The organism is Myroides sp. 1354, assembly GCF_030324495.1.
In the GTDB taxonomy this organism is placed as follows: Bacteria; Bacteroidota; Bacteroidia; order Flavobacteriales; family Flavobacteriaceae; genus Flavobacterium.
Genome location: NZ_JACAGN010000003.1, coordinates 177,383 through 204,017, shown reverse-complemented (window position 1 = coordinate 204,017; position 26,635 = coordinate 177,383). Strand labels below are relative to the sequence as shown.

Here is a 26,635-nt window from a genome sequence, read left to right as displayed (position 1 = left end):
AAGAATAAGAAGCTAATATTTATATACAATGGCATCAAACAAAAAATACTGGAAAAGTGTTGAAGAGCTGAATGATAATAGTTCTATTGTTGAGACGCTAAGAAACAATGAGTTTGTTGAGGAAATTCCTACAGATGAATTTCTTGGAGACAAAAACAAATTGTCTTCTTCTTCAACAACTCGTCGAGACTTTTTGAAATATGTTGGTTTTTCAACAGCTGCAGCTACATTGGCTGCCTGTGAAGGGCCAGTAATAAAATCAATCCCTTACGTGGTTCAACCAGAGGAGATTATCCCTGGAATTGCAGACTACTATGCGACTACAATCGCTGATGGTTTTGATTTTGTGAATGTTTTGGTTAAGACTCGTGAGGGTCGTCCAATCAAAATTGATAATAACAAACTTGCAAATGCATATTCTGGTGCAAACGCACGTGTGCATGCATCTGTACTTTCGATGTATGATAGCTTGCGATTAAAAGCGCCAAAAATTGAAGGGAAAAATGCTTCTTGGGATGATGTAGATGCTAAGGTAAGAGCAAGTTTACAAGATGCTAAAGCAACAGGAGGAAGTGTTGTGTTGTTGACTAATACAATGGCAAGTCCTTCTACTGATAAATTAATCGGTGAGTTTATCGAAACTTATCCAAACGCTAAACACGTAGTATACGATGCGGTATCATCTTCTGCTGCTGCAGATGCTTATGAACAAGCATACGGAAAACGCGGATTGGCTGATTACGATTTCGGTAAAGCAAGTGTAATCGTTTCTGTTGGTGCTGATATCTTAGGAGATTGGCAAGGTGGAGGATACGATTCAGCTTATGCGCAAAATCGTATTCCTAAAAACGGTGTAATGTCTAAGCACATTCAGATTGAAGCTAATATGAGTCTTTCTGGTGCTAATGCTGACGTTCGCCTTCCATTATCTGTTGCTGATCAAAAAGCAGCATTAGTGAAGTTGTATAATGCAATCGTTGGAGGATCAGTTTCTTCTGCGAATACAGCGTACGACGAAGCAATCAATAAAGCAGCTAAACAAGTTAAAGCAGCAGGTTCAAAAGGAGTTGTTGTGACAGGTTTAGACGATGTAAATGCACAATTAGTTGTTTTTGCAATTAACGAAGCATTGCAATCAGAGGCTTTCATGCCAGAACAAACAAAATACGTAAGACAAGGTAATGCTGCAAAAGTTACGGAGTTAATTAAAGAGATGAACGCAGGTAAAGTTCACACGTTAATTATGTCTGGAATTAACCCAGTATATACTTTAGCAAATAGTGCTGCTTTCGTTGAAGGATTGAAGAAAGTGAAAACTTCAGTGAGCTTCTCAATGAAAGAAGACGAAACTGCTTTAGAGGCTACAATCGCAGCTGCTGCTCCTCATTATTTAGAGGCTTGGGGTGACGTGATGATTAAAAAAGGTCACTATTCAGTTACACAACCTACTATCAGACCTTTATTTGATACAAGACAGTTCCAAGAGGCTTTATTGTTGTGGAATGGAAATAATACAGCGTATTATGACTATATCAAATCAACAAGTGCTTCTTATGTTTCTGGATTAACTTGGAATCAATTGGTTCACGATGGTTTTGCTGTATCAGGTGAAAACGCAAAAGTGTCAGCTACTGCTGATTTCTCTTCTGCTGTTTCTGCATTGAGCAAAGCGAAAAAAGGGGAAGGACTTGAATTAGTATTGTATACTAAAACAGGGATGGGAGATGGTCAACAAGCAAACAACCCTTGGTTGCAAGAGTTTCCAGATCCAATCACACGTGTATCATGGGATAACTACTTAACTATTTCTCGTGCGGATGCTGAGGCTTTTGGAATTGAAAACTTCCACGTAGCAAACGGAGGATTAGATGGTAGCTATGTTACAATTACTGCAAATGGTGTAACATTGGAAAATGTACCTGCATTAATTCAACCGGGACAAGCGCCTGGAACAGTTGGTTTAGCTTTCGGTTACGGAAGAAAAGCAAGCTTGAAAGAAGATATGCAAGTAGGTGTTAATGCTTACACTTTATATCACAACTTCGAAAACGTTCAAAATGTTACTGTAGCTAAGGCATCAGGAAACCATGAGTTTGCTTGTGTTCAGTTACAAAACACTTTGATGAGTAGAGGGGATATTGTTAAAGATACTACATTAGAAATTTTCAATTCAAAAGATGCTGAAGAGTGGAATGTTTTCCCAATGGTTTCTTACGATCACCAAGAAGTAAGAGCTGCATCTATTGATATTTGGGAGTCATTCGATCGTACAGTAGGTCACCACTTCAACTTGTCAATTGATTTAAATGCTTGTACAGGATGTGGAGCATGTGTTATCGCATGTCACGCTGAAAACAACGTACCTGTAGTAGGTAAGTCTGAGGTAAGAAGAAGTAGAGATATGCACTGGTTGCGTATTGATAGATACTATTCATCAGAAGATACGTTTGCTGCAGACGTAGATAAAAAGGTTACAGCTAAAGGTTTCTCAGAAGCTCGTTCTGCTTATATTGAATTAGAGCACCCTGCAGATAACCCACAAGTTGTATTCCAACCTGTAATGTGTCAGCACTGTAATCACGCACCTTGTGAGACAGTATGTCCAGTAGCGGCTACTTCACACGGACGCCAAGGTCAAAACCATATGGCTTATAACCGTTGTGTTGGAACTAGATATTGTGCAAACAACTGTCCTTATAAGGTAAGACGTTTCAACTGGTTCTTATATGCTCAAAATGATGAGTTCGATTTCCACATGAATGATGATTTAGGACGTATGGTATTGAATCCAGACGTTGTAGTTCGTTCAAGAGGGGTAATGGAGAAATGTTCATTGTGTATCCAAATGACACAAGCAACAATCTTGAAAGCGAAGAATGAAGGTAGAGCGGTTCGTCCTAACGAATTCGAAACTGCTTGTTCTGCAGCATGTTCAAGTGGAGCTATGGTGTTTGGAGATGTAAATGAAAAAGAATCAGAAATTACTAAATTAGCTGAATCAGATAGAAAATACCACTTGTTAGAGCACATTGGTACAAAACCAAATGTATTCTATCACGTTAAGGTTAGAAATATCTAGTTTAAAAAGAATTATTAATTAAAGAAACATATAAAGGATTATGTCGTCACATTACGAAGCACCCATTAGAAAACCTTTAGTTATCGGTAAGAAATCTTACCACGATATAACTGTGGATGTGGCTAGACCTGTTGAAGGACGAGCAAATAAATTATGGTGGAGAGTATTCGCTATTGCTTTATTAGCGTTCTTATGGGGTGTAGGCTGTATGGCTTACACTGTAGGAACAGGTATAGGTACTTGGGGATTAAATAAAACCGTTGGATGGGCTTGGGATATTACCAATTTCGTTTGGTGGGTTGGTATCGGGCACGCTGGTACATTAATTTCTGCTGTATTATTATTATTTAGACAAAAATGGAGAATGGCTATTAACCGTTCTGCTGAGGCCATGACAATTTTCTCAGTAGTTCAGGCTGGTTTATTCCCTATTATACATATGGGTCGCCCATGGTTAGCATACTGGGTATTACCTATTCCAAACCAATTCGGTTCGTTATGGGTAAACTTTAACTCACCACTATTATGGGACGTATTCGCGATTTCTACGTATTTATCAGTATCATTAGTTTTCTGGTGGACTGGTTTACTTCCTGACTTCGCTATGTTACGTGATAGAGCTATCACCCCATTTACAAAAAGAGTTTATTCAATCTTATCTTTCGGTTGGTCTGGAAGAGCAAAAGACTGGCAACGTTTTGAGGAAGTTCACTTAGTATTAGCTGGTTTAGCTACTCCACTTGTACTTTCTGTACACACGATTGTATCTTTTGACTTTGCTACTTCAGTGATTCCAGGATGGCATACAACAATTTTACCTCCGTACTTCGTTGCGGGTGCAATCTTCTCTGGATTCGCCATGGTAAATACGTTGTTAATCATCATGAGAAAAGTATCTAACCTAGAAGATTATATTACGGTTCAACACATTGAGTTGATGAACATCATCGTAATGATTACAGGTTCTGTGGTTGGGGTTGCTTATATCACGGAGTTATGGGTAGCTTGGTATTCAGGAGTAGAGTATGAACAATACGCTTTCTTAAACCGTGCTTCTGGTCCATACTGGTGGTCATACTGGTTGATGATGACATGTAACGTAATTTCTCCACAAGTAATGTGGGTGAAGAAAATTAGAACAAACATCTTGGCTTCGTTTATTATCTCAATCGTGGTAAACGTAGGGATGTGGTTCGAGCGTTTCGTAATTATCGTTACATCGTTACACAGAGATTACTTACCATCATCTTGGACTATGTTCCAACCAACTTTTGTTGATGCTGGTATTTATATTGGAACAATCGGTTTCTTCTTCGTATTATTCTTGTTGTATTCAAGAAGCTTCCCTGTAATTGCACAAGCAGAGGTGAAAACAATCTTGAAATCATCAGGTGAATACTACAAAAAAGAAAGAGATAGTAAAGAAGGTCATCAATCATTAAATCACTAATTCGTTATGAGTAATAAGTTTATTCACGCAATATACAATGATGATGATGTGTTGTTAGATGCAGTTAAAGAAACAAGATCTGCTCACCATCACATTGAAGAGATATATACGCCTTTCCCAGTTCACGGACTAGATAAGGCGATGGGATTAAAACCAACTAGATTAGCTATTTGTGCATTCTTATACGGTTTAGTAGGTTTAGCATTTGGTACAAGCATGATGTATTTCATTATGATTGTCGATTGGCCACAAGATATTGGAGGTAAACCAAGCTTTAGTTTTATCCAAAATATGCCGTCATTCGTGCCTATTATGTTTGAGATGACTGTGTTGTTTTCTGCCCACTTAATGGTGTTAACTTTCTTCTTTAGAAGTAAATTATGGCCATTCAAATCGGCTGAGAACCCTGATGTAAGAACAACTGATGACCATTTCTTAATGGAGGTTGCTTTAAAAGGAGACGAAGATACTGCTATTGAATTCTTCAAAGGTACAGGAGCAGTTGAAGTTAAAGTAATTGAAAAGTAATAGTAGCATGAAATCGATATATAAAATAGTAACTTTAGCGGGTGTAGCTGTTTTGACTACGTCTTGTTTTAACAAAGAGCGTCCTAACTATCAGTTTATGCCAAATATGTACGAATCTGTAGCATATGAAACATATTCTGAGGTGCCGACTACTGTTTTTAAAAATGGTAAGGAAGGACAACTTCCTGCAGAAGGATCTGTACCTCGTGGATTTCAACCAGAAGAGTATCCAAATACTCCAGAAGGTTTAGCAGAAGCGAGATTACATTTAAAATCACCCTTAACTGCAGATGAAAAGGATTTAGAGAAAGGTAAAGAGTTGTATGCAATTTACTGCTCAGTTTGTCACGGTGCAAAAGGAGATGGAAAAGGTAATTTGGTAAAAAGAGAAAAATTCTTAGGGGTTCCTAACTATCATGATAGAGAACTTACAGAAGGAGGAATTTACCACGTTATTACTTATGGTTTGAATTCAATGGGTGCGCATAAAAACCAATTGACGCAACACGAGCGTTGGTTAGTTACTGATTATGTGCTTAAATTGAAATCAGAATAATAAATTGTAAAACTTAGTTGAAAGTTTAGATATGTACACATTATCAAAAAATTTGAAAACCTTTGCGTTAGTCCTTATGGTTCTAGGATTAGTGGGGATTGCGTATGGGTTCTTCAGTGCACCAAAGACAACTGCTGAAGTAGAGCAGATTTTAAATGAGCAAGCTCACCATGATGGTGGACATCACGCGGATCACAGTGAAGTGTCTGAAGCGGATCACGATGCTCATCAAAAACATTTAGAGCATGTGCTAACACAGATGCAAAATAAACCTTGGACAGCTGTATATGTTGCTTGTATTTTTGTAATGCTTGTTTCTCTTGGGATTTTAGCCTTTTACGGAATCAATTACGCAGCAGCAGCAGGATGGTCGCCAGTTCTTTTCCGCGTTATGGAAGGATTAACGGCTTACCTTTTGCCAGGTTCTATTATTTTCTTCTTATTATTAATCGCTAGTGCGGCTGGGGGTAACCACCTATTCATTTGGATGGATCCCGCAATCGTTGAGCACGATGCGTTAATTGCAGGAAAAACAGGATATTTAAATATTCCTTTCTTCTTTATAAGAGCAATTATCTTCTTAGGTGGTTGGAACTTATATAGAATCTATATGAGAAAGCAATCGTTAAAATTAGACGAAACAGGTGACTTAACTTTCCACAAGAAAATGTTCAAAGCATCTGCTGGTTTCTTAGCTTTCTTTATCGTTACTGAATCAATGGCATCTTGGGACTGGATTATGTCTATCGATACACACTGGTACAGTACTTTATTTGGATGGTATGTATTTGCTAGTTTCTTCGTAACAGGTATTACTACTATCGCGTTTACTACTTTGTATTTGAAAGGTAAAGGATATCTAGAATTTGTGAATACAAGTCACATTCACGATTTAGCTAAATTTATGTTTGGTTTAAGTATTTTCTGGACTTATCTTTGGTTCTCTCAATTCATGTTACAGTGGTACTCAAACATTCCAGAAGAGGTTACATACTTTATCTTCAGAATTCAAGAGTATAACTTACCATTCTTCGGAATGCTAGTATTGAACTTTGTATTGCCATTATTATTGTTAATCAATACAGATTTCAAACGTTTATCTTGGATTGTAGTTATGGCTGGTACTTGTATTATCGTAGGTCACTATTTAGACTTCTTTATTATGATCAGTCCTGGTACAGTTGGTGGATCTTGGTTTATCGGTGTTCCTGAAATTGCAGCGTTAATGTTCTTCATCGGATTATTTATCTATGTTGGATTTACAGCAATCTCTAAAGCTCCATTATTAGCTAAGAACAACCCGCTAATTGAAGAAAGTAAACATTTTCATTATTAATAATTAAAAATAAACCAATGACTAGTTTATTAATAGTAGCGATAGTTGTATTATTGGGAATTGCAATTTGGCAATTGACTAAGATATTTGATCTAACGCAAGTAGGATCAGGCCCGAATGACTATTCATCTCAAGTAGCTAATGAGAAAGATAATAATGTACACGGTTATATTGTTTTCGCATTCTTAGCTTTCATCTACATCTTTACAATCTTTTGTTTAGTAGAATATGGAAGCTTCCCTTTAATGAGTGATTCAGCATCAGAACACGGAAAAACAGTTGATAATCTAATGTGGATTTCAATGGGATTAATTTTCTTCGTTCAGATTGTTACTCAATTTTTATTGCACTACTTTGCATTTAAAGGACGTGGAGTAAAAGGAAGAAAAGCGAGATATTTTTCTGATAATGATAAGTTAGAAGCAGCTTGGACAATCATCCCAACAATTACTTTAACAGGTTTAATCCTTTACGGTTTATTCGCTTGGAATGATATCATGTTTGTGGATCAAGAAGAAGAAGTAATCAACATCGAAGTGTATGCAAAACAATTTGGATGGGATGTTCGTTATTCTGGTGAGGACAATACATTAGGAAAAGCTAACGTGCGTTTTATTAAAGGTGTGAACGTAGTTGGTGTGGATATGGCTGACCCTAACGCACAAGATGATAAAATGGCAAAAGAACTTCACTTACCTGTTGGAAAGAAAGTTGTTTTAAAATTTAGATCTCAAGACGTTTTACACTCAGCATATTTACCTCACTTTAGAGCGCAAATGAACTGTGTTCCAGGTATGGTTACTCAATTCGCTTTTGTACCTAGTGTTACAACAGAAGACATGAGAACTCGTGAAGGAATTGTTAGCAAAGTGAATAATATTAATAATATTAGAGCGGAAAGAAGCCAAAAGTTAGTTGCTGAAGGTCATGAAGCTTTAGATCCATATACATTTGATTACTTGTTATTATGTAACAAAATTTGTGGAGCTTCTCACTATAACATGCAAATTAAAGTTGTAGTTTCTAAAGAGGAAGAATTTAAGGCTTGGTTAAAAGAGTTGCCAACTTTAGCAGAACAAGTAGCTGCTGAAAATGGTGCTAAGGAAGAGGAAGTTACTGCTCCTGCTGAAACAGAAGTTGTTACAGAGGCAGTAGAAACTGAAGCTATCGCTCAAGTAGTAAAATAATTCACGCATTTAATTAAAACTTATACTATGTCAGCAATAGGACACGAAATAATTAATGATCACGATCACGATCATCACGATAAAGGAAATTTCTTCACTAAATATGTATTTAGTTTAGATCATAAGATGATTGCTAAACAATACCTTATTACAGGTATTATTATGGGAATCATTGGGATTGTAATGTCCCTTTTATTTAGAATGCAAATCGCGTGGCCAGAAGAATCTTTTCAAGTATTCAAATGGTTATTAGGTGATAAAATGGCTCCTGATGGAGTAATGCGAAATGATATCTACCTTGCTTTGGTTACCATGCACGGAACAATCATGGTATTCTTCGTATTGACAGCAGGATTAAGTGGTACGTTCTCGAACTTACTTATTCCATTGCAAATTGGAGCACGTGATATGGCTTCAGGATTCATGAATATGTTATCTTACTGGTTCTTCTTTGTTTCTGCGGTTTTAATGGTTATTTCATTATTCGTAGAAGGTGGACCTGCTTCTTCTGGTTGGACCATTTATCCTCCATTAAGTGCATTGCCACAAGCAATTCCTGGATCAGGAACAGGGATGACACTTTGGTTAATCTCTATGGCTATCTTCATCGTTTCTTCTACAATGGGATCGTTGAACTACGTAGCAACTGTAGTTAACTTGAGAACAAAAGGAATGACAATGACTAGAATGCCATTGACAGTTTGGGCGTTGTTCGTTACTGCTATTATTGGTATCGTATCTTTCCCAGTTCTTTTATCTGCTGCTTTATTATTGATTTTCGATAGAAGCTTCGGTACTTCATTCTTCTTATCAGATATTTATTTAGCCGGAGAAGTTTTACACTACCAAGGTGGATCACCAGTATTATACGAACACTTATTCTGGTTCTTAGGTCACCCTGAAGTATATATCGTAATCTTACCAGCGATGGGTATTACATCAGAAATTATCGCAACTTCAGCTCGTAAACCAATCTTTGGTTACCGCGCGATGATTGCTTCAATTTTAGGTATTGCTTTCTTATCAACAATCGTTTGGGGTCACCACATGTTCGTTTCAGGTATGAACCCATTCTTAGGATCTGTGTTTACCTTCACAACCTTGTTGATCGCAATTCCTTCTGCAGTAAAAGCATTTAACTACATTACGACTATTTGGTCGGGTAATATTCAAATGAACCCTGCTATGTTATTCTGTATTGGATTCGTTTCGACATTCATCACAGGAGGTTTAACAGGAATTATCTTAGGAGACTCTACATTAGATATCAACGTACACGATACGTATTTCGTTATCGCTCACTTCCACTTAGTAATGGGTATTTCTGCTCTTTACGGAATGTTTGCTGGTATCTACCACTGGTTCCCTAAAATGTTCGGTAGAATGATGAATAAAAACTTAGGTTATATTCACTTCTGGGTAACTGCAGTTTGTGCGTACGGAGTATTCTTCCCAATGCACTTTATCGGATTAGCAGGTTTACCTCGTCGTTACTACTCTAACACTGCATTCCCATTATTTGATGAGTTCTATGATGTGAACGTATTAATTACTGTGTTTGCTTTAGTAGGTTCGGCTTTCCAATTGGTATTCTTATGGAACTTCTTCGTTAGTATTTTCTACGGTAAGAAAGCGCCTCAAAACCCTTGGAGATCGAACAGTTTAGAGTGGACTACTCCAGTAGAGCACATCCACGGAAACTGGCCTGGTGAATTACCAGTTGTTTACAGATGGCCTTATGACTATAGTAAACCTGGATTACCAGAAGATTATGCCCCTCAAACAATGCCTTATATCGAAGGTGAGGAGCAATTACACCACTAGAATTTATTTAGTATAGATAGAAAACGCCATTCAATTTTGAATGGCGTTTTTTTGTATCCCTTTTTTTAATTTATCTTTGTTCTATGAATGAGCATTTAGATCCTACTACCAAGCATTTCAACCAAGAGGAATTTGACGTTGAAAAAAGATTAAGACCCCTATCCTTTGATGATTTTGCGGGTCAGGATAGTGTTTTGGAAAACTTGAAAATATTTGTGGCCGCGGCAAACCAACGAGGAGAAGCCTTAGATCACGCTTTATTTCACGGACCTCCAGGATTGGGAAAAACAACCTTGGCTAATATTTTAGCCAATGAGTTGAATGTAGGGATCAAAATTACATCCGGACCTGTTTTAGATAAACCAGGCGATTTAGCTGGTTTATTGACCAATTTAGAAGAAAGAGATGTGTTGTTTATTGATGAAATTCATCGTTTAAGTCCAATCGTAGAGGAATATTTATATTCAGCTATGGAAGATTTTAAGATTGATATTATGATTGAATCAGGACCCAACGCACGCTCTGTTCAAATTCACCTCAATCCTTTTACATTGGTGGGCGCCACGACTCGTTCTGGGCTTTTAACTGCTCCTATGCGTGCGCGTTTTGGTATTCAAAGTCGCTTACAATATTACTCTAAAGAATTATTAGCAACAATTATCGAACGAAGTGCATCTATTCTTAATGTGCCTATCGATTTAGAAGCAGCCATCGAAATAGCAGGTAGAAGTAGAGGAACTCCTCGTATTGCGAATGCATTATTGCGTAGGGTGCGCGATTTCGCACAAATTAAAGGAAATGGTAGTATTGATATCGAAATCTCTAAATATGCCTTAAATGCCCTCCATGTAGATGCTAGAGGACTCGATGAAATGGATAATAAAATTCTTTCTACAATTATTGATAAGTTCAAAGGAGGACCAGTGGGATTATCTACCTTGGCAACGGCAGTATCGGAAAATGCAGAAACATTGGAAGAAGTATATGAACCTTATTTAATTCAAGAAGGCTTCATTATTCGTACCCCTCGTGGTCGTGAAGCTACCGAATTGGCATTTAAGCACCTAGGACGCTCGAAATCCATAGGAGGATTATTTGATTTGTAGGATGATTTATGGATAAAAAAGCCCACTATTCCGCGCTGATCAAAGCCGAAGCCAAGCGTTTGGGGTTCATGTCTTGTGGTATTTCTCAAGCGGGTTTTCTGGAGGAAGAAGCCCCTCGTTTAGAACAATGGTTAAATGCCAATATGCATGGTAGTATGCAATACATGGAAAATCACTTTGACAAGCGGTTGAATCCTACATTATTGGTCGAAGGTGCTAAGAGTGTAGTTTCGCTTTTGTTTAATTATTATCCGCAAGAAAAGCAAATCGAAAGTACATACAAAATTTCGAAATACGCCTATGGTGAGGATTATCACTATGTGGTCAAAGATAAATTAAAAGAACTCTTACATTTTATTCACGAAAATATTGGCGCTGTCGATGGACGTGCTTTTGTAGATTCAGCGCCTATTTTGGATAAGGCATGGGCGGCAAAGAGTGGGTTGGGCTGGGTCGGAAAGAATAGCAACCTTATTTCCAAACAAGTAGGCTCTTTTTTCTTTATTGCTGAATTAATTATCGACTTAGAACTCGAATCGGATGGAGCTACAACCGATCATTGTGGCAAGTGTACTCGTTGCATCGATGCTTGTCCGACAGGAGCGATAGAAAGCGCATACATCGTAAATGGATCCAAGTGTATTTCGTATTTTACCATTGAATTGAAGGACGATATTCCAGCTGCTTTCGCTGGTCAGTTTGATAATTGGATGTACGGTTGTGACGTTTGTCAAGACGTTTGCCCTTGGAATCGCTTTTCGAAACCTCATAACGAACCTCGATTTACTCCTAATGAGGCGTTAATGAACTACTCAACCCGCGAGTGGGAAGAACTTACAAATGAGGTTTTTAACGATATTTTTAAAAAATCAGCAGTGAAAAGAACAAAATATACGGGTTTGGTGAGGAATATTAAATTTTTAAAGGAATAAAATTCTAACATTAAATTATCTTTAAAAAGAGGTAACTTTGTTTATTCGGTTAAAAATAGTTTTATGAATAAAGAAAGCTTACGTAGGGAAGCGTTGTTATATCACGCAAAACCAACACCTGGAAAAATTCAAGTAGTACCTACAAAAAAATATTCTTCTCAAAGAGATTTAGCATTGGCTTACTCACCTGGAGTAGCAGAGCCTTGTTTAGAAATTGCCAAAGATGTAAATAACGTTTATAAATATACAGCAAAAGGAAATTTAGTTGCTGTTATATCCAACGGTACTGCCGTTTTGGGATTGGGAAACATTGGTCCTGAAGCGTCAAAACCTGTAATGGAAGGAAAAGGTCTTTTATTTAAGATTTTTGCTGATATAGATGTTTTTGATATTGAAGTGGATACAACTGATATCGATGCATTTATTGAAACAGTGAAAAACATTGCTCCAACTTTTGGAGGAATCAACTTAGAAGACATCAAAGCACCAGAATCTTTCGAAATTGAACGAAGATTGAAAGAGGAATTGAACATTCCTGTCATGCACGATGACCAACATGGAACAGCTATTATTTCTGCAGCGGCTTTATTGAATGCTTTAGAATTAGCAGGAAAGAAAATTGACGAAGTGAAAATGGTCGTATCTGGAGCTGGATCTGCTGCTATTGCTTGTGCTAATTTGTATGTTGCTTTTGGTGTAAAACAAGAAAATATCTTGATGTTCAACAGTAAAGGAGTATTGAAGAAAAGCGATGATCGCATTTCAGATATGCAACGTGAATTTGCTGTAGATTATGACATTTCTCTAATGGATGCCATGAAGGGAAGTGATGTGTTCATCGGACTTTCTACTGCAGACGTAGTAACACCAGAAATGTTGTTGGGAATGGCAGATAATCCAATTGTATTTGCTATGGCTAATCCAAAACCAGAAATTGATTACAACTTAGCGATTCAAACGCGTAAAGATGTGATTATGGCTACTGGTCGATCGGATTATCCGAACCAAGTGAATAACGTATTGGGATTCCCTTATATCTTTAGAGGAGCTTTAGACGTTCGTTCAACAAAAATCAACGAAGAAATGAAGATGGCAGCAGTTATTGCTTTAGCTAAGTTAGCAAAAGAGCCTGTGCCAGAACAAGTAAATATCGCTTACGGAGAAACAAAATTGAGTTTTGGTCGTGAGTATATTATCCCTAAACCATTTGATCCTCGTTTAATTGCAGTTGTTCCACCAGCAGTAGCGAAAGCTGCCATGGACTCTGGATTGGCAGAAGCGCCTATTACCGATTGGGATAAGTACAAGCAAGAGTTAGAGGAACGCATGGGATCGGATAACAAATTAGTGCGTATGTTGTTTAATCGCGCTAAAATAGATGCGAAACGCGTAGTCTATGCTGAAGCAGATCATTTGGATGTATTGAAAGCCGCTCAAATTGCTTATGAGGAAGGTATTGCTATTCCAATTTTATTAGGGGATAAAGAAACCATTTTAGAGCTGAAAAAAGAGATTGAGTTTCATGCAGATGTAGAAATCATCGATCCAAAAGCGGAGAGCGAAAAAGAAAGAAGAGCAACATTTGCCGATTTATACTGGAAAACAAGACAACGCAAAGGAATTACGCAATATGAAGCATCAAAATTGATGCGCGAGCGCAACTACTTTGCTGCGATGTTAGTAAATACAGAACAAGCAGACGTATTGGTTACAGGATATTCTCGTAGCTATCCAACGGTGGTAAAACCAATTTTGGAATTAATTCCTCGTGCTCAAGGAGTAGATAAGATTGCGACAGCAAACTTGATGATGACTAAAAGAGGACCAATGTTCTTAGCTGATACAGCAATTAATCCAAATCCAACAGCAGAAGAATTGGCTAAAATTGTAGTAATGGTTGAGAAAACAGTGAAAATGTTTGGATTAGATCCTGTTATTGCGATGTTGTCTTACACCAACTTTGGTTCAGCAGAGCATGCTTCACCAACGAAAGTGAAAGAAGCAGTGAAAATTTTACATGAACACTACCCAGAAATGGTTGTAGATGGTGAAATTCAAATGGATTTTGCATTGAATAACGAAATGTTAAAGTCGAAGTTTCCTTTCTCTAAATTGGTCAACCAAAAGGTGAATACACTTGTTTTTCCAAATTTGGATTCAGCAAATATCACGTATAAAATGTTGAAAGAACTAAATAAAGCAACTTCAATCGGACCCATTATTATGGGACTTGAAAAAGCAGTTCACATTTTCCAATTAGGCGCTAGCGTTGATGAAATGGTGAATATGACAGCTGTAGCTGTAGTGGATGCTCAAGTACGAGAGAGTCGCAAGAAAAAATAAAAAATAAAAACAAGAAATCTTCCTTGGTTTGCCTTTCATTATGTTAGTAAATAGTTAAAATTATTTACTATTTTTGATGAAAATTAGATAGTATGATTGCGCAGATTCAAGGAAGATTAATTGAAAAAACACCTACAGAAGTGATTGTTGATTGTCACGGAGTAGGATACCAAATAAATATATCACTTTATACGTATTCGCTGATTGGTACTGATGAAAACCTAAAGCTATATACCTATCTTCAAATTAAAGAGGACGCGCATACTTTATTCGGATTTATAGATAAAGTTGAGCGTGAGTTATTCAAACTATTAATTTCTGTTTCGGGAGTGGGTGGTAATACCGCTCGAAATATTTTATCCTCAACTACACCTAAAGAATTGTTGCAAATGATTGCCAATGCAGATGCAAAAGGCATTCAACGCATCAAGGGAATTGGAGCTAAAACAGCTCAAAGAATTATTTTAGACTTACAAGAAAAAGTACTGAAACTTTATAATATTGATGAAGTTTTGCCTACAATTAACAATACAAATGCCGATGAAGCGTTATCTGCTTTAGAGGTACTTGGTTTTGTGCGTAAAACGGCGGAAAAAGTGGTAGATGCAATTCTAAAAACTGATCCTAACGCCTCTGTAGAAGATATAATAAAACAAGCATTAAAAAAGTTGTAAGTCTTGGGAGATTTCTTTGTTTTTCACCGAAAGTTGGCTTTGTGTTTACTTTTTATTTTGTGCAGCACTTGGAGTGGTTATGCGCAAAATACCCCATTGAATCAACCGAATGATTCAATTCCACAACCAGCCTATGATATTGGTAATATCGCATTGCCAGATCCAGAAATTATTAAGGAATCTTATAGTTATGATCCCCTAACGGATCAATATTATTACAGCAAAGTTGTCAGTGATTTTAATCTAAGTCTACCCTTAATTTTGTCGCGCCAAGAGTATGAGAAAATCTTGATGCGTGCCGAAATGCGCCGTTATTTTTCTCAGAAATTTAATGCTGTGAATGGGACATTAGAAGATCCTGCAGCCCAACGCGATATGTTACCGCGTTACTATGTCAATTCAAAATTGTTCTCCGGTATTTTTGGTTCTAATGAAATCGATGTTAAACCTACAGGTTCTGTTGAGTTTGATATGGGAATTCGCCACACCAAGCAAGAAAATCCACTGATGTCGAGTAGAAATAGAAAATCGACAACCTTTGATTTTGATCAACGCATCAGTATGGGATTACAGGGGATGGTGGGAACGCGATTAGCCGTAAATGCCAATTACGATACCCAAGCGAGTTTTGATTTTCAGAATATCATGAAATTGGAATATGCACCAGATGAAGATGATATTGTACAAAAAGTAGAAGTAGGTAACGTGAGTATGCCTATTAGCGGCTCATTAATTCGAGGCGCACAAAGTTTATTTGGGGTAAAAACGGAACTTAAATTTGGTAAAACGACGATTACTGGTGTTTTCTCTGAACAAAAATCACAGACCACTTCGGTGAATGCTGAAGGAGGAGGAATGTTAGAAGAATTCGAAATGTTTGCCCTCGATTATGATGAAGATCGTCACTTTTTCTTATCACAATATTTTAGAAGTAAATACGACGAAGCATTAAAAAATTATCCCTACATCAATTCAAGAGTGCGTATTACACGCGTAGAAGTTTGGGTGACTAATCGCTATAACCGCGTGAGTCAAACCAACAATAACTTGAGAAATATTGTGGCCATTCAAGATTTAGGGGAAGGGTTTTTGCGCAATGTTAAGTCTGAGAAAATCTTTTCTCCACGCGTAGATCCTGCCGCTTTTGTTTTGAATAAAACGATTGATGCACCGACAGATAACAAAAATAACCAGTACGACCCAGGGAAAATAGGAAGTAATTATTTAACTTCTTCTATTCGAACACCAGGTATTGGAGGAAGTGGGTTTACCAACAATGTTCAAGAGGGGTTGGATTATGCTCGATTGGAAAGCGCAAGAAAGTTAAGCCCGAATGAATTTACGTTCCACCCACAGTTGGGATATATTTCCCTTCAACAGCGTTTGTCTAATGATGAAGTGTTAGCTGTTGCTTTCCAATATACCATTGGAGATAAAGTTTATCAAGTTGGGGAATTCGGTACAGATGGAGGAAGTTCCAACGTAGAAACAAGTATTCCAGGACAAACAGATCCCAATGCTCAAGTACCTTTAGCGCAGGCTTTAGTTGTAAAGATGTTGAAGAGTTCACTGACGTTAACGAGTGCGCCAGTTTGGAATTTAATGATGAAGAATATTTATCAAATTCCCAATGCGATGAATATTTCACAGGATAAATTCCGCTTTAACTTATTGTACACGGATCCAAGTCCGTTGAATTACATCAGTCAGGCTGGAGATTTGCCTTTGCCAGAAGGAGTTGAACGCACACCTTTATTGAAGGTATTTCACTTGGATCGCTTGGATTCTGCGAATAACCCGCAAAATGGTGGAGACGGATTCTTCGATTATTTGGCACAAGGAAGTGCAACGAATGGATTAGATCCCGCTACAGGTAGTTTTGGAAATAACAATAACGGGTATGGTGGAAATAATGGGTATGGTGGAGGATATGGAAATAACTCCAACCAAAATCAATACAACAGCAATACATTTGACGGTATTACGATTGATGCAGTCAATGGGCGAATTATTTTTACTACAGCAGAACCTTTTGGAGAGCACTTATTTGAGAAGCTAAAAAATAAAATGGATGAGGATTATGATGTGGCTACCTCCTATAACTCCAACCAGAAAAAATATGTATTCCGCGAATTGTATTCCAATACAAAATCCTCGGCAATCCGAAATCAAAGTAGCAAGAATAAATTCCAATTGAAAGGAAAGTATTCGAGTGTAAGTGGACAGGGAATTCCAATCGGAGCTTTTAATATTGCTCCAGGATCTGTTGTGGTAAATGCTGGAGGTCGCGTGTTGTCAGAAGGAGTAGATTATACTGTAGACTATACGGGTGGACGTGTGATGATTTTAGATGAAGCCTTGCTTGCATCTAATACGCCAATTAATATTTCCGTTGAGAATAATACGATGTTTGGTCAACAAACAAAACGTTTTTTTGGATTGAATATTGATCACCAATTTAACAAGGATTTTAAAATTGGCGGTACTTTCTTGCGTTTGTCTGAAAAGCCAATGACACATAAATCTGTATATGGACAAGAGTCTGTAAACAATACAATTTGGGGATTCAATATGCAATATTCTACGGAAGTACCTTTCTTAACTCGAATGGTAAATAAGTTGCCAAATATTGATACAGATGTTGAATCGCGTATTTCCGTACGAGGAGAGTTTGCTTATTTGCAACCAGGAGCTTCGAAGAACGATCAAATGAATGGAGAAGCAACGGTATATATTGACGATTTCGAAGGAGCACAATCGCGCATTGACATTCGTTCTCCTTTAGCTTGGAAATTGTCGAGTACACCCGTTGGGTTCTTTAAAAAAGACGCCAATACCTATGAGGATCCAAATAACTTACCTCATTCGTTAGAAGATGGATTCCGCAGAGGTAAATTAGCGTGGTATACCATCGATCCTACGTTTTATGTAGGGGCAAAACCCAATGGAGTAGGAGAGGCAGATATGTCTTCAAACCGAACAAGGAGAATTTATAGCGAAGAATTATTTGCAACTAAAGATATTGCTTATGGGGAGAGTCGTGTAATTACGACTTTGGATATGTCTTTCTATCCAGAAGAAAGAGGTCCTTATAACTTTAATCCTGAGTTTTTACAGTCTTTAAAATCTAAAACACCACGTAAAAACTGGGGAGGAGTGATGCGCGGATTAGCAACAACCAACTTTGAACAAGCGAATATTGAGTTTGTGGAATTTTGGGTATTAGACCCTTATGTAGGAAGATCGAATGATATGATTCCAGAGCGAAATAGCGGAGAATTGCGCTTGAATTTCGGATTTATTTCAGAAGATATTTTGCGTGATGGGTACAAGCAGTACGAAAATGGATTACCAGGCGTTGGTAGTACAGTTGCAACGATAGAGACCCTATGGGGAAAAGTACCTGCAGCACCATCTTTGATTTATGCGTTTGATGTAAATGCGGAGAGTAGACGTCTGCAAGATGTTGGATTAGATGGATTGAATGATGAAGAAGAACGCATTAAATTTGCGGACTTCGCTGGTTTCTCGGATCCAGCAGCAGATAACTTTGTGCATTATCTCGATGCAGAAGGAAGTATCTTAGAACGCTATAAAAATTACAATGGCTTAGAAGGAAACTCACCAACTTCAGGAACAAGAGGGGGGAATAATCAACCTGATGCTGAAGATATTGATGGGGATAATACCATGAATACGATTGATGCTTATTTTGAATATGCTGTAAAAATTAAAGCGAATCCAGAAGTAGGGGTAAACTATGTAACGGATATTAGAAATACAACTGTTCAGTTGGCAGATGGGTCAGTGACTCCCGTACGTTGGGTTCAATATAAAGTGCCAATTGATGAAAATGGAAAGAAAATTGGAATGATTGACGATTTTCGTTCGATGCGCTTTATGCGTATGTATTTAACGGGATTCGAAACGGATATTACGTTGCGTTTTGGAAGTTTAGATTTAGTGCGTTCAGATTGGAGAAGATACAATGCGAGTTTGCAAAATGACAAAGACAATAACCCATTGCCGTTAAGACCGAATACAGGATTTGATGTAACCTCAGTGAGTGTACAAGACAACTACGATAGAAAGCCAATTCCTTATGTAATTCCTCCAGGAGTTAAACGCGAACAATATTATGTAAACAATACGGTTGTTGCGCAAAATGAGCAATCTCTATCGTTAAAAGTATACCCTATTGAATCTGGAAAAACACCAGATGGATTAGCACCTGGAGATTCAAGAGGAGTGTATAAAAACTTCAACCTCGATCTTCGTCGCTATAACAAGTTGCGTATGTTTATCCACGCAGAAGCTTTAGAAAATAGTGCCATGCGTTTGCGCGATGACGAGATGGTCGCTTTCATTCGTTTGGGAACGGATATTACGGATAACTTCTATCAAGTCGAAATTCCATTAAAGGTGACTAATTTCGGAGAAGCAAATCCAGAGTTGATTTGGCCTGAAGCAAATGAGTTGGAGCTTAAACTCGAACTTTTAACGAAGCTGAAAGTGCTATTTATGAATGAAGTCGGTAAACAAGAACGCTTAACCGATATCTTCTTTAAAGAGGAAGAAGAACTAAGTGGAGGGGCTACTCGCGCTAATAAATTGCGTTATGGAATTAAAGGAAATCCAAACTTTGGAAATGTTCGTGTGATTATGATTGGATTGCGCAATGATTTGGATCGTTATGGAGCAACGGGTGATTTAGCTGGGGAGTTTTGGTTTGACGAATTGAGAATGTCAGACATGGATAATAAAGGAGGATGGGCTGCAACCTTGAGTATGGATGCCAACTTAGCTGACTTCGCCAATATTTCAGCAACGGGAACAAAACGCACCATCGGATTTGGAGGATTAGAACAAGGACCGAATCAAAGAAGTAAAGAAGACTTTAAATCGTATAGCATTGTGACCAATGTAAATTTAGGACAGTTACTGCCTAAAAACTGGCGAATTAATTTGCCACTTAATTATGCGATTAGTGAAGAGTTTATCACACCTGAATTTGATCCAGCTAATCCAGATGTTAAGTTAAAAACAATGAAATCTGTTGCAGGATCATCTGCGATGGCAGACGAAATCGAAAAGCGCGCAACCGATTATACAAAGCGAAGAAGTATCAACTTTATTGGGGTAAATAAACAGAAAAACCCAGAGAGTAAAAAGAGAATTTACGACATTGAGAATATAACCTTATCGCATTCTTATAACGAGGTAATTCACCACGATTTTGAAGTGGAATCCATGATTGATCAACAGACGAGATCTGCCTTGGATTATGCGTATAGTTTTGAAGCGAAACCGATAGAACCTTTCAAAAAAGTAGAGTTTATGAAAGGTAGATATTGGCAGATATTGAAGGATTTTAACTTCAATTATATGCCGTCAAATATTATGTTTAGCAGTAATATTATGCGTCAATATAACAAGCAACAATTCCGTTTGATTGACGTAGAGGGAATCGGATTGGATCCGTTATTCAGACGCAATTATTACTTCAATTACAACTATGGATTTAATTTTGATTTGACTAAATCACTGCGTTTGAATTACGTAGGAGGAAGTAATAATATAGTTCGAAACTATTATGATAGTCAATTTAATATCATAGAAAACAGTACCATTTGGGATGATTATTTTAACATTGGAGAACCCAATCAGTTTACACAACAATTTACGTTGAATTACGATTTGCCATTGAATAAAATACCTTTCCTAGCTTTTGTGCGTTCTTCTTATGCTTATACAGGAACATACAATTGGCAACGTGCTTCGGATGCGTTTAGTCAAATTGAATTTGAAGGAATAGATTATAACTTAGGGAATACGATTCAAAACTCGCGTACCCAACAATTGAATACAACCTTTAGTTTAGAAACATTGTATCGTTATGTTGGGTTAGTGAAGCGCAATACAGCGAAGAAAACGCCTGCGAAAAAAGCCGCGATTGTACCTGGGCAAAAAGTAGTGCAAAACAAAGAGGAACAAGGGGGGTCTACAGGAGGTGCTTTAACTGATTTTGCAATTGGTTTATTGACGTCTGTAAAAACGATTCAGATCAATTATTCAGAAAATAGTGGAACGGTATTACCTGGATTTATGCCAAGCGTTGGTTTCTTTGGAACGTCAAAACCAACGTTGGGATTTGCCTTTGGAGATCAAGGGGATGTACGTTATCAAGCTGCAAACAACGGCTACTTAACGAACTTTCCAGAGTTTAACCAAGAGTATACTCAAGTGTCGAATAAGACTTTGAATTTCACGGCTAGTGTGAATCCAATCCCAGACTTGACGATTGATGTAACAGGGAGAAGAATGAAATCGGAAAATTACGCCGAACAATTCCAGGTGATTGACAATCAATATCAATCCCAATCACCCTATAATTACGGAAATTTCAGTATTTCAACAATTATGTTAAGCAGTGCTTTTTCAAGTAATTCACTGGAGTATTCAGCCGCTTTTGAACGCATGAAAGAAAATCGTTTAATCGTAGCGAATCGCCTAGCAACAGCGAGGGGAATTGATATTAATGATCCGAATAATCTAGACAAAGAAGGATTCCCAATCGGATATAGCAAAGGAAGCCAAGAAGTATTACTTCCTTCGTTTTTAGCAGCATATACAGGTAAAGGAGCAGAAAAGGTATCTACAAGTATGTTCAGGGATATTCCATTGCCAAACTGGAACCTTCGCTATACTGGGTTAATGCGTATTCCTTGGATAAAGAGTAAATTCAGACGATTCTCTATCCACCATGGGTATACAGCAACCTATGCTTTGGGATCGTTTAGTTCGAATTTTGAATATTACGAAAAACCAGATGAAGTAAATCAATACGGTAATTACCCCGCACAAACTGTAGTGAATAACGCAATTTTAACGGAGCAATTCAACCCGTTAATTCGCTTTGATTTAGAAACAAATTCAGCGATAAAAATCTTGGCAGAAGTGCGAAAAGACAGAACATTGGCGTTGAGTTTTGACAACAACCTTTTGACGGAAACAACAGGAAATGACTATGTAATTGGATTGGGGTATCGCATTAAAAATGTTGGATTTAATTCGATGTATGCCAATAACGGAATGGGCGGACGCATTGAAAGTGATATCAATATTAAAGTAGATTTGACTTTGAGTAAACGCGAAACCATTGTACGCTATTTAGATTACAATAACAACCAAGTAGGAGGAGGACAAGATATGTGGAAGTTACTGATTACAGCTGATTATATGCTGAGTAAGAATTTAACTGCTATATTCTTCTATGATCATTCCTTTTCTAAAGCCGTTATCTCAACCATGTATCCAATTACAAATATTCGCACCGGATTGACTATGCGATATAGTTTTGGAAATTAGTTGAATTTGTTTCGAAATACATAAGTTTATTATACATTTGCTAAAAAATAATACAAAATGAATTTACCAGCTAATTTAAAGTACACAAAAGACCACGAATGGGTAGCTATCGAAGGTGATATCGCTACAGTAGGAATTACAGATTTCGCTCAAAGAGAGTTAGGAGATATTGTATATGTTGAAGTTGAAACCTTAGACCAAACTTTAGATAAAGATGAAGTATTTGGTACGGTAGAAGCTGTGAAAACAGTTTCAGATTTGTTTTTGCCATTATCAGGTGAAGTAATTGAATTCAATGAAGGGTTAGAAACAGAACCAGAATTAGTGAACCACGATCCTTATGGAGCTGGATGGATGATTAAAATTAAAGTTTCTGATTTAAGTGAAGTAGAGTCTTTGTTGTCAGATGCTGAATATAAAGAATTGATTGGCGCGTAAGGTATATTTTTATTTGGGATTGCTTTGGACGTGTTTTATCTTATATGCATGTCTAGCTGAAGCAAGCTCAATACCAAAAACGTCTTTCTTTCCTATTCCGAATAAAGATAAGATCGCGCATTTTACCTTTTATTGTGTTTTTTCCTTGATTTGGTTTTTGTTCTCGAACAAAAAAAACAACGATAAAAAGGCGAAAATAAGAACGGGAATAGTTATCTTTACTATTGCAACGTTCTTAGGTGGAGGAGTAGAGCTAATGCAATATTTTTTCACTGATTCACGAAGTGCAGAATGGGCGGATTGTATCGCCAATTCACTGGGAAGTGCAATTGGAATTTTATTAGGTTTACTTATAACAACGCATAAAAAAAAATAGAGCCCCAGTCTTTGGGGCTTTTTTTATTAATATAAAGTACTTACAAGAATGAGAGATTTGAGAGAGTTTATGGATTCTACTTATTTAAAAACCGCGGAACAAGCCGGTTTGACAGAAGTAGAAAATAAAAAAGTGGTGACCGCTTTAATCCAAGAAGCGATTGAAGAGCAGTTTAAATTAGCGATGATTCGCCCTGAGGAAGTAAAAGCTGGAAGAGCTTTAGTTGATCAAAATAATTCCAAAGTTTTGATTGGTACTGTGATTGATTTTCCAAAAGGAGATGGAGGATTAGAAGCGAAGCTAAAAGAGGCAAAACAAGCTGTTGAAGACGGAGTAGATGAATTGGATTATGTGGTAGATTATAAAGCTTTTCAAAAGGGAGCTGTGGATGTAGTAAGAGAAGAAGTTTACGCTTGTACGAAGTTTGGCCTAGAGGAAGGGAAAGTGGTGAAGTGGATTATTGAGGTAGCAGCTTTGACCCATACAGAAATTGTTAAACTAACGGCTCTAATAAAAAATGTAGTTCTGAGTAATTTCAAAGAAACAGATTACGACAAAGTATTTGTAAAATCTTCAACTGGATTTTATCCAACAGAAGGAGGTAAACCCAACGGAGCTACGATGGAAACTTTGGTTTTAATGTTGGAAAATGCAGGGCCTCTACCTGTAAAAGCCGCTGGAGGGATCCGAGATCGAGAAACGGCTATCGAAATGATTGCTTTAGGCGTTAAAAGATTAGGAACTTCTTCGGCAAAAGTAATCGTTGAGGGTAAGGCTAGTACTGAAAATTACTAAAAGATTAAAATAAGTGAATATTCAAAGCTCTAACGTATGTTTATAGGTATAGTTCTAAAAATTGGATTATATTTGCAACTCATTAAAAACAAATGAAAACAGCTTTGAATATTTCTTCTGAAAATAAACAATCGGTTTCTATCCTTAAGGAATTTAAAGAAATGACTAAGATGGGACTTGCCCTGAGCGTAGTGTTTTCCACTTTGGCAGGTTATGTTTTAGCTGTTCCGGATATTAGAAGCATTAATTATATGACTATCATCGCTCTAGCAGTAGGGGGGTATTGTATGGTCGGAGCCTCTAACGTGTACAATCAAATTATTGAGCGTGACTTAGATGCAAAAATGAACCGCACAGCAAATCGACCGATTGCATCGGGTCGTGTAAAGCCAACACCGGCCTTTATCTTGGCCGTTATTTTGACCCTAGCTGGGATTGGGATTTTATATGCTATAAATCCAAAAACAGCTATGTTTGGGGCAATTTCTATCTTTTTATATACCAGTGTTTATACTCCGCTAAAAACCGTAACACCTTTGTCTGTGTTTGTCGGGGCTTTTCCGGGAGCTATTCCCTTTATGTTAGGATGGGTTGCGGAAACCAATAACTTCGGTATCGAAGCAGGAACTTTATTCTTAATCCAGTTTTTTTGGCAATTCCCTCACTTTTGGGCAATTGGATGGTTCTTGTATGACGATTACAAAAGAGGAGGATTCTCCATGTTACCAACTGGAAAAAAAGACAATAAAACGCTAACGCAGGTTATTTTATATACCATTTGGTTGATTATTGTGTCTATATTCCCTGTATTTAACGTAACAGGTCGACTGTATTTGACTCCAATTGCAGCTGGATTAGTTTTACTTGCGGGAATTTGGATGCTTACGGCAGCTGTGAAATTGTACAAACAAAGAACAGATAAAGCCGCTCGTGCATTAATGTTGGTAAGTGTAACTTACATCTCATTAATCCAAATCATTTACGTCTTAGATAAAATTTTACGATAGTTTATACAGAAGAATATGGAAAATATTGTAGCGCAAGAGCAGTATGAGAAAAAAGGCAGAGCATTAAAAGTAATGCTGTTATTTGCTATTGGAAGTATTGCCATGGTGTTTGCCGGATTGACTAGTGCTTACGTAGTAAGTAAATCAAGACCGGATTGGCTTGCAGATTTTGTTTTGCCAATAGATTTTACAATTAGTACCGTTGCAATTGTAATTAGTAGCTTGACAATGCATCTTGCATTGAAAGCAACGAAAGAGGGAAATGTTAAAAGAAGTACGATTTATTTAGTTTCTACTTTGATTTTAGGTCTCTTATTCGTTTTTTTGCAATTCAAAGGTTTTGGACAAGTAATTAGCGAAGGCTACTTCTTTACAGGAAGCGAAAGTACAATTACAACTTCATTTTTATATGTGATTGTAATTGTGCATATTGCACACTTGTTTGGAGGGATGATTTCTTTACTTATAGTAATTTATAATCATTTTAAACAAAAGTATAATGCTGAGCAATACATTGGATTACAGCTATGTGCGTGGTTCTGGCATTTCTTAGATATACTTTGGGTTTATTTGTTTTTGTTTTTTACATTCTTTAAATAGAAAATTTAAATTAAATTTGGGAACTTTATAACTAATAACTTTTTATGGGAGCGACAGTTACTACAGAAGCTACTGAAGTAAGAGGCGATGCAAGAGGGCCTCTAAACGTAAGCTACGGTAAAATGATGATGTGGTACTTCATATTATCAGATTCATTAACATTTTGTGGATTCCTTGTAGGATACGGTTTTACAAGATACAAGTTTATGGATACTTGGCCGATTGCAGACGAGGTGTTTAATCACTTTCCTTTCTTACATGGTGTAGATGCACCTATGTATTATGTGGCCTTAATGACCTTCATTCTTATTTTCTCATCTGTAACAATGGTATTAGCTGTTGACGCAGGTCACCAAATGAAGAGAAAAAAGGTGGCAACGTATATGTTTTTAACAATCTTAGGTGGTTTAGTGTTCATCGGATCACAAGCTTGGGAGTGGAAAAACTTTATTAATGGTTCTTATGGAGCTGTAGAAACAAGAGGTGGATCTATCTTGCAATTTGTTGGAGAAGATGGAAAACAAATCGCTTTAGCTGATTTCGCCGTTGTTGATCCAAATAAAAACGATGCTACATTGACGAGAGCGAAAGCTACTTGGTTCGTAAACGGACCTAGTAAATCGACGTATTCTTTAGCAGAAGTACAAGCTGGTTTTGACGCTAATCCAAATATTAGAATTCGTACACAAAAAACAACAGACGCTAAACACAAAGAAATTCTTTCAAGAGAAGCTTCAGTAGAGCGTTTAAAAGATGCTGTATTAGTTGTAGAAGGTGCAAACTTAATTCGCAACGAATACGGTCATAAAACTTTCGCAGATTTCTTCTTCTTTATTACTGGTTTCCACGGATTCCACGTTTGTACTGGTATCTTAATCAACATCATTATTTTCTTTAATGTGTTATTGGGAACATACGACAGAAGAGGTTCTTACGAAATGGTTGAAAAAGGAGGATTATATTGGCACTTCGTAGATTTAGTATGGGTGTTCGTATTTACATTCTTCTATTTAGTTTAATGTTATAAAATAGTATT

At 37.2% G+C, this 26,635-nt stretch carries 18 protein-coding genes; all 18 read left to right on the top strand.

The window, feature by feature from the left end; genetic code table 11:
* The first annotated feature begins 28 nt into the window (after positions 1-28).
* Positions 29-3,079: a TAT-variant-translocated molybdopterin oxidoreductase gene (locus HX004_RS05355; RefSeq protein ID WP_286441305.1), complete on the top strand. Its 3,051-nt coding sequence runs from the start codon at positions 29-31 to the stop codon at positions 3,077-3,079.
* A 40-nt stretch (positions 3,080-3,119) separates the two neighbouring features.
* Positions 3,120-4,529 (top strand): NrfD/PsrC family molybdoenzyme membrane anchor subunit, encoded by a 1,410-nt coding sequence (gene nrfD / locus HX004_RS05350; RefSeq protein ID WP_158961519.1) that lies wholly within the window; start codon positions 3,120-3,122, stop codon positions 4,527-4,529.
* Between the two features lie 6 nt (positions 4,530-4,535).
* Positions 4,536-5,057, top strand: a complete 522-nt coding sequence (locus HX004_RS05345; RefSeq protein WP_286441304.1) for a DUF3341 domain-containing protein — start codon at positions 4,536-4,538, stop codon at positions 5,055-5,057.
* A 7-nt stretch (positions 5,058-5,064) separates the two neighbouring features.
* Positions 5,065-5,613, top strand: coding sequence for a c-type cytochrome (locus tag HX004_RS05340; RefSeq protein WP_182646879.1), 549 nt, complete (start codon positions 5,065-5,067; stop codon positions 5,611-5,613).
* A gap of 31 nt (positions 5,614-5,644) precedes the next feature.
* Positions 5,645-6,949, top strand: coding sequence for a quinol:cytochrome C oxidoreductase (locus tag HX004_RS05335; protein ID WP_286441303.1), 1,305 nt, complete (start codon positions 5,645-5,647; stop codon positions 6,947-6,949).
* A 17-nt stretch (positions 6,950-6,966) separates the two neighbouring features.
* Positions 6,967-8,136, top strand: coding sequence for a cytochrome c oxidase subunit II (locus HX004_RS05330; RefSeq protein WP_286441302.1), 1,170 nt, complete (start codon positions 6,967-6,969; stop codon positions 8,134-8,136).
* A gap of 27 nt (positions 8,137-8,163) precedes the next feature.
* Complete coding sequence (locus HX004_RS05325; protein WP_286441301.1) at positions 8,164-9,960, top strand: cytochrome c oxidase subunit I; 1,797 nt, start codon at positions 8,164-8,166, stop codon at positions 9,958-9,960.
* Between the two features lie 83 nt (positions 9,961-10,043).
* Positions 10,044-11,066, top strand: coding sequence for a Holliday junction branch migration DNA helicase RuvB (ruvB, locus tag HX004_RS05320; RefSeq protein WP_286441300.1), 1,023 nt, complete (start codon positions 10,044-10,046; stop codon positions 11,064-11,066).
* Between the two features lie 8 nt (positions 11,067-11,074).
* The gene (queG, locus tag HX004_RS05315) at positions 11,075-11,998 is read left to right on the top strand and encodes a tRNA epoxyqueuosine(34) reductase QueG (RefSeq protein WP_286441299.1); all 924 of its coding nucleotides are present in this window, start codon (positions 11,075-11,077) and stop codon (positions 11,996-11,998) included.
* 63 nt (positions 11,999-12,061) lie between these two features.
* A complete protein-coding gene (locus HX004_RS05310; RefSeq protein WP_286441298.1) occupies positions 12,062-14,341 on the top strand; it encodes an NADP-dependent malic enzyme in 2,280 nt (759 codons plus the stop codon).
* A 92-nt stretch (positions 14,342-14,433) separates the two neighbouring features.
* On the top strand, positions 14,434-15,015 hold the full coding sequence (gene ruvA, locus HX004_RS05305; RefSeq protein ID WP_286441297.1) for a Holliday junction branch migration protein RuvA: 582 nt from the start codon (positions 14,434-14,436) through the stop codon (positions 15,013-15,015).
* Positions 15,016-15,018: 3 nt separating this feature from the next.
* Entirely contained in the window at positions 15,019-22,383 is a 7,365-nt protein-coding gene (gene sov, locus HX004_RS05300) for a T9SS outer membrane translocon Sov/SprA (protein ID WP_286441296.1), read from the top strand.
* 57 nt (positions 22,384-22,440) lie between these two features.
* The gene (gene gcvH / locus HX004_RS05295; protein ID WP_286441295.1) at positions 22,441-22,821 is read left to right on the top strand and encodes a glycine cleavage system protein GcvH; all 381 of its coding nucleotides are present in this window, start codon (positions 22,441-22,443) and stop codon (positions 22,819-22,821) included.
* The gene (locus tag HX004_RS05290) at positions 22,811-23,197 is read left to right on the top strand and encodes a VanZ family protein (RefSeq protein WP_353620005.1); all 387 of its coding nucleotides are present in this window, start codon (positions 22,811-22,813) and stop codon (positions 23,195-23,197) included. The genes gcvH and HX004_RS05290 overlap by 11 nt, the downstream gene beginning before the upstream one ends.
* Positions 23,198-23,245: 48 nt before the next feature.
* The gene (deoC, locus tag HX004_RS05285) at positions 23,246-23,992 is read left to right on the top strand and encodes a deoxyribose-phosphate aldolase (protein WP_286441294.1); all 747 of its coding nucleotides are present in this window, start codon (positions 23,246-23,248) and stop codon (positions 23,990-23,992) included.
* A gap of 104 nt (positions 23,993-24,096) precedes the next feature.
* On the top strand, positions 24,097-24,999 hold the full coding sequence (cyoE, locus tag HX004_RS05280) for a heme o synthase (RefSeq protein WP_502888462.1): 903 nt from the start codon (positions 24,097-24,099) through the stop codon (positions 24,997-24,999).
* A gap of 15 nt (positions 25,000-25,014) precedes the next feature.
* A complete protein-coding gene (locus HX004_RS05275) occupies positions 25,015-25,599 on the top strand; it encodes a cytochrome c oxidase subunit 3 (RefSeq protein ID WP_286441291.1) in 585 nt (194 codons plus the stop codon).
* 44 nt (positions 25,600-25,643) lie between these two features.
* Positions 25,644-26,618 (top strand): cytochrome c oxidase subunit 3, encoded by a 975-nt coding sequence (locus tag HX004_RS05270; protein WP_286441290.1) that lies wholly within the window; start codon positions 25,644-25,646, stop codon positions 26,616-26,618.
* Positions 26,619-26,635 lie beyond the last annotated feature (17 nt).

Coding starts and splice junctions, on each gene's coding strand:
- HX004_RS05355 (WP_286441305.1), top strand. CDS start 29: ATGGCATCAAACAAAAAATACTGGAAAAGTGTTGAAGAGCTGAATGAT.
- nrfD (WP_158961519.1), top strand. CDS start 3,120: ATGTCGTCACATTACGAAGCACCCATTAGAAAACCTTTAGTTATCGGT.
- HX004_RS05345 (WP_286441304.1), top strand. CDS start 4,536: ATGAGTAATAAGTTTATTCACGCAATATACAATGATGATGATGTGTTG.
- HX004_RS05340 (WP_182646879.1), top strand. CDS start 5,065: ATGAAATCGATATATAAAATAGTAACTTTAGCGGGTGTAGCTGTTTTG.
- HX004_RS05335 (WP_286441303.1), top strand. CDS start 5,645: ATGTACACATTATCAAAAAATTTGAAAACCTTTGCGTTAGTCCTTATG.
- HX004_RS05330 (WP_286441302.1), top strand. CDS start 6,967: ATGACTAGTTTATTAATAGTAGCGATAGTTGTATTATTGGGAATTGCA.
- HX004_RS05325 (WP_286441301.1), top strand. CDS start 8,164: ATGTCAGCAATAGGACACGAAATAATTAATGATCACGATCACGATCAT.
- ruvB (WP_286441300.1), top strand. CDS start 10,044: ATGAATGAGCATTTAGATCCTACTACCAAGCATTTCAACCAAGAGGAA.
- queG (WP_286441299.1), top strand. CDS start 11,075: ATGGATAAAAAAGCCCACTATTCCGCGCTGATCAAAGCCGAAGCCAAG.
- HX004_RS05310 (WP_286441298.1), top strand. CDS start 12,062: ATGAATAAAGAAAGCTTACGTAGGGAAGCGTTGTTATATCACGCAAAA.
- ruvA (WP_286441297.1), top strand. CDS start 14,434: ATGATTGCGCAGATTCAAGGAAGATTAATTGAAAAAACACCTACAGAA.
- gcvH (WP_286441295.1), top strand. CDS start 22,441: ATGAATTTACCAGCTAATTTAAAGTACACAAAAGACCACGAATGGGTA.
- deoC (WP_286441294.1), top strand. CDS start 23,246: ATGAGAGATTTGAGAGAGTTTATGGATTCTACTTATTTAAAAACCGCG.
- HX004_RS05275 (WP_286441291.1), top strand. CDS start 25,015: ATGGAAAATATTGTAGCGCAAGAGCAGTATGAGAAAAAAGGCAGAGCA.
- HX004_RS05270 (WP_286441290.1), top strand. CDS start 25,644: ATGGGAGCGACAGTTACTACAGAAGCTACTGAAGTAAGAGGCGATGCA.